At 35.0% G+C, this 3622-nt stretch carries 4 protein-coding genes; 1 reads left to right on the forward strand and 3 read right to left on the reverse strand.

Annotated features, from left to right (window positions below; all coding sequences use genetic code 11):
- Positions 1–45: 45 nt before the first annotated feature.
- Positions 46–1038 carry an oligopeptide ABC transporter permease gene (gene opp3C / locus RT405_RS03750; RefSeq protein WP_313467679.1) on the reverse strand — a complete coding sequence of 331 codons (993 nt, stop codon included), beginning with the start codon at positions 1036–1038 and terminating at the stop codon, positions 46–48.
- 55 nt (positions 1039–1093) lie between these two features.
- Positions 1094–2038 (reverse strand): oligopeptide ABC transporter permease, encoded by a 945-nt coding sequence (opp3b, locus tag RT405_RS03755; RefSeq protein WP_313467669.1) that lies wholly within the window; start codon positions 2036–2038, stop codon positions 1094–1096.
- 257 nt (positions 2039–2295) lie between these two features.
- On the opposite strand from opp3b, the gene RT405_RS03760 reads away from it, so the two are divergent.
- Entirely contained in the window at positions 2296–2658 is a 363-nt protein-coding gene (locus RT405_RS03760; protein ID WP_313467671.1) for a DUF3899 domain-containing protein, read from the forward strand.
- Between the two features lie 111 nt (positions 2659–2769).
- Here the strand turns inward: RT405_RS03760 and RT405_RS03765 are convergent.
- Positions 2770–3622, reverse strand: an 853-nt coding sequence (locus tag RT405_RS03765) for a lipoate--protein ligase (protein WP_313467672.1), incomplete at its 5' end; no start/stop codon positions are given.

Genomic DNA, 3622 nt, shown 5'->3' on the forward strand with positions numbered 1-3622 from the left:
TCAAATTTTTTACTTCTAATACGTTATTCATTCAGATTCACCTCGCTAATCTTTCATTTTTGGATCAAAAGCATCACGTAACCCATCAGCCAATAAGTTAAATGAAATCATTAAGATACAAATAACTGCTGCTGGGTACCACATTAAGTGAGGTAAGAAGCGGAACGTTTTGTATCCATCATTAATTAAAGTTCCCAATGAAGCTGTTGGTGCCGGAATACCGATCCCGATGAAACTTAAGAACGCTTCAAAAAAGATAGCTGCTGGAATCGAGAACATAGTTTGGATAATGATAATGCCTGATAGATTTGGAATGATGTGCTTGATAGCAATTTTAACAGGAGACTCTCCCAATGTTTTAGCTGCTAAAATATATTCTTGGTTTTTCAATTTCATGGTTTGTGCTCTGATGACCCGAGCCATTGAAATCCATCCCGTAATAGCTAAAGCGATAATAATCGATTTAATACCTGGATCCAACACTAACAGCATTAAGATAACAACTACTAAGTTGGGCACTCCAGAGAGAATTTCTAATAACCGTTGCATGGCATTATCCACTCGGCCACCCATCCAGCCGGAAACTAAGCCGTAAATAACTCCAATCGTCAAATCAAATAAAGCTGCTACAAAAGCAATCAATAAAGATACGCGGGTTCCATGTAAAATACGCGAAAGTAAATCACGGCCTAAACCATCGGTCCCTAAGATATAGTACGTATCTTTGGGTACATTTTGTTCTTGATATTTGTCAACGCGCGTTCCGCCCAACATCTGTGTACCATTTAATCCATTAATATTTACACCAGGAATTTTCGGCGGCAAATTGGCTTGCGAAACGATTTGAACATTCGGTTCATGCGGTGATATAACTGGAGCAGCTATACTTAAGATAACAAATACAATCAATACAAACAAACTAACTACAGCTGCTTTGTTCTTTTTCAGTCGTCTCCAAGAATCTTGCAAGAAACTTAATGAAGGCGCCGTTATTTTTTCATTGTCTTCTGTATCTGAACTTTCAGCCGGTTTAAACATTTCAGGAGACAATTTTGTTGTTTCATCAACAAATTTTTGTTCTAACTCACTCATTTTACTTGTCCCCTCCTTCATTTGAAACACGAATACGCGGATCGATAACACCGTATAAAATATCAACAACTAAGATAATGCCTACTAACAATGCAGAGTAAAGAATCGTTACACCCATAATTGTAGGATAATCATTTGTCATAATTGATTTAACGAATTGTTCTCCAATTCCGGGAATAGCAAAAATATTTTCTACTACCATTGAACCAGTCATCAGTCCAACAGCCATAGGTCCTAAAATCGTCACTAATGGAATCAAAGCATTACGAACCCCATGTTTAAATGCTACTGTCCAACGACTTAACCCTTTAGCACGTGCTAATTCCACATAATCGCTGCTAAGTACTTCTACCATTTCTGTTCGGATAAAACGAGCCGAATCAGCCAATGGTGAAATCGCTAAGGCTATTGTCGGTAAAATAGAAGATTGGAATCCACTCCATAAAGCGATAGGGAACCACTTCAAATAAACCCCAAAAATAAGTTGCAATAATACAGCAATAACAAAGTTAGGAATCGACCGCCCTAAGATAGCTGTAAATGTTGCAGTAGTATCTATCCATGTATTTTGATTCATTGCGGCTATTACACCTAGGACGATTCCCAATATTGTTCCTAAAGCAACAGCCTGAATTCCCAGCTGCATGGAAGGCCCTACCCGAGGAGATAAGAGTTCCGTTACAGGAGTATTATTGAATTGGAAAGAAACGCCTAAATCCCCTTTCAATAGTCCTGTTATATAGACTAGATATTGAACCGGGATGGGTTCATTTAATCCATATTTTTCATTCATGATGTAAATTTGTTCTTCTGACAGCTTATCCTGGTTACTGTATGGAGTACCGGGTAAAAGCTTCATCAAGAAGAATGTGATCGATGCAATTAAGAATAATGTCAATAACATATACAAGATACGTTTACCAAGAAATTTAGCATAACTTTTCATCGATTTGAGCACCTCCAACGATTAATTTTATTTCTATTCAAAAAGAGAATATACTATATAGAATAGCTTGTCAAAAGGATAATTGCAAAAGAATTTTTATTTCTTTTTGTTTATAACATTTGTAAATGAGAAAACAATGGCGGAAATACTCACTTCTTAAGCCTTTTTTTCATTATTTTGTTATTTTTATTTTTTTATTGTATTTATATTCGTTTTACTGTAAATTGAATCTTAGTATACATTTCAGGAGGCACAAAATGAAAGCAAAACTTACTGTTAAGAACCTTATTATTCTAATTTTAGCCTTATGTTTAATAGCCGAATTATTTATCTACCATAAAATAAGTTTTTTACAAACCACAAATTTTACTTTTATTGTTTCGAGTCTTTTTTTAATTATCGGTCTTTTTTGGGCCGTTCTGCATTCAGGAGCTTTTGATTTTTTTCATTTCAGTATGAAAAAAGTTACTTCTAAATTAAGAAGAGAAGAACTTTCTGAAGAAACTGAACAGGTTCCCTTATCAGCTGCTGTAGGAAAAGGGTATATTTTTCCCTTAAAAGTCGGTTTTGGGTTGCTGATCATTTGTTTAGTGACATTATTAGGGTACTATTTATTTTAAATGACAGTGTTGGACAGGTTTAGCTCCCTACGAACGAGACCGTAAAAACCAAAGTCAGAAACGGTTTCTAAAAAAGAAACCGTTTCTGACTAATTTGTTCTAACGTTATTATTAATAAATTAGGTGAACTAACTCTTCTTTGGTGATATTTCCAAAGTATTTTTTTATATCAATTTTATCAAAAACTTCTCCGATAGCTTGAGGTTCATATTTGATTCCAGTTAATTTTTCTTCAACATCTGAAATCTCGCCTAATCCAAAAAAGTCGCCATAAATACGGATGTTTCTAATTTTACCTTTATCTACGTTCATTTGAAATTCAACAGAACCAATCGGGAACCGATGACGACGTACCAATTCAAATTTTGGAGATTTTCCGTAATTCCAATCCCAATTTCGATAATACTCGTTAGAAATTTCTTCGATTTTTTTCCAATCCTCATCCGTTAACTTATATTCTTTAACTTCTTCTCTTGAATTAACATCAAAAATATTTAACAATAGTTTGTCACGAAATTCTTTAGTCGTAATATATTGATAATCATCAGATAGATAAGGACGGATATTGGTTACACGGCTTCTAATAGATTTGATGCCTTTAGACTCAATCTTATCTTTCCTAACTTTCAATGCTCCAACAACCGCTTCCACATCACTGTCAAACATTATCGTACCATGAGCTGTCATGCGTCCATTTGTAGAGTACATAGCATTTCCTGAGAACTTTTGACCATCGATAACTAAATCATTGCGTCCTATTAAAGCTGCTCCTTCGACTCCCATTTTGTGCAGAGATTGAATCACAGGTTCAGTGAATTTGCCAAAATCACGGAATGAGTTTCCATCATCTTTAGTAATAAAACAAAATGATAAATTACCAAAGTCATGATAAACAGCCCCTCCTCCTGATAAACGGCGGACGATATGGATGTGATTTTTCTCCACATATTCTGTATTGATCTCT

This window comes from Carnobacterium sp., from assembly GCF_032094055.1.
In the GTDB taxonomy this organism is placed as follows: domain Bacteria; phylum Bacillota; class Bacilli; order Lactobacillales; family Carnobacteriaceae; genus Carnobacterium_A.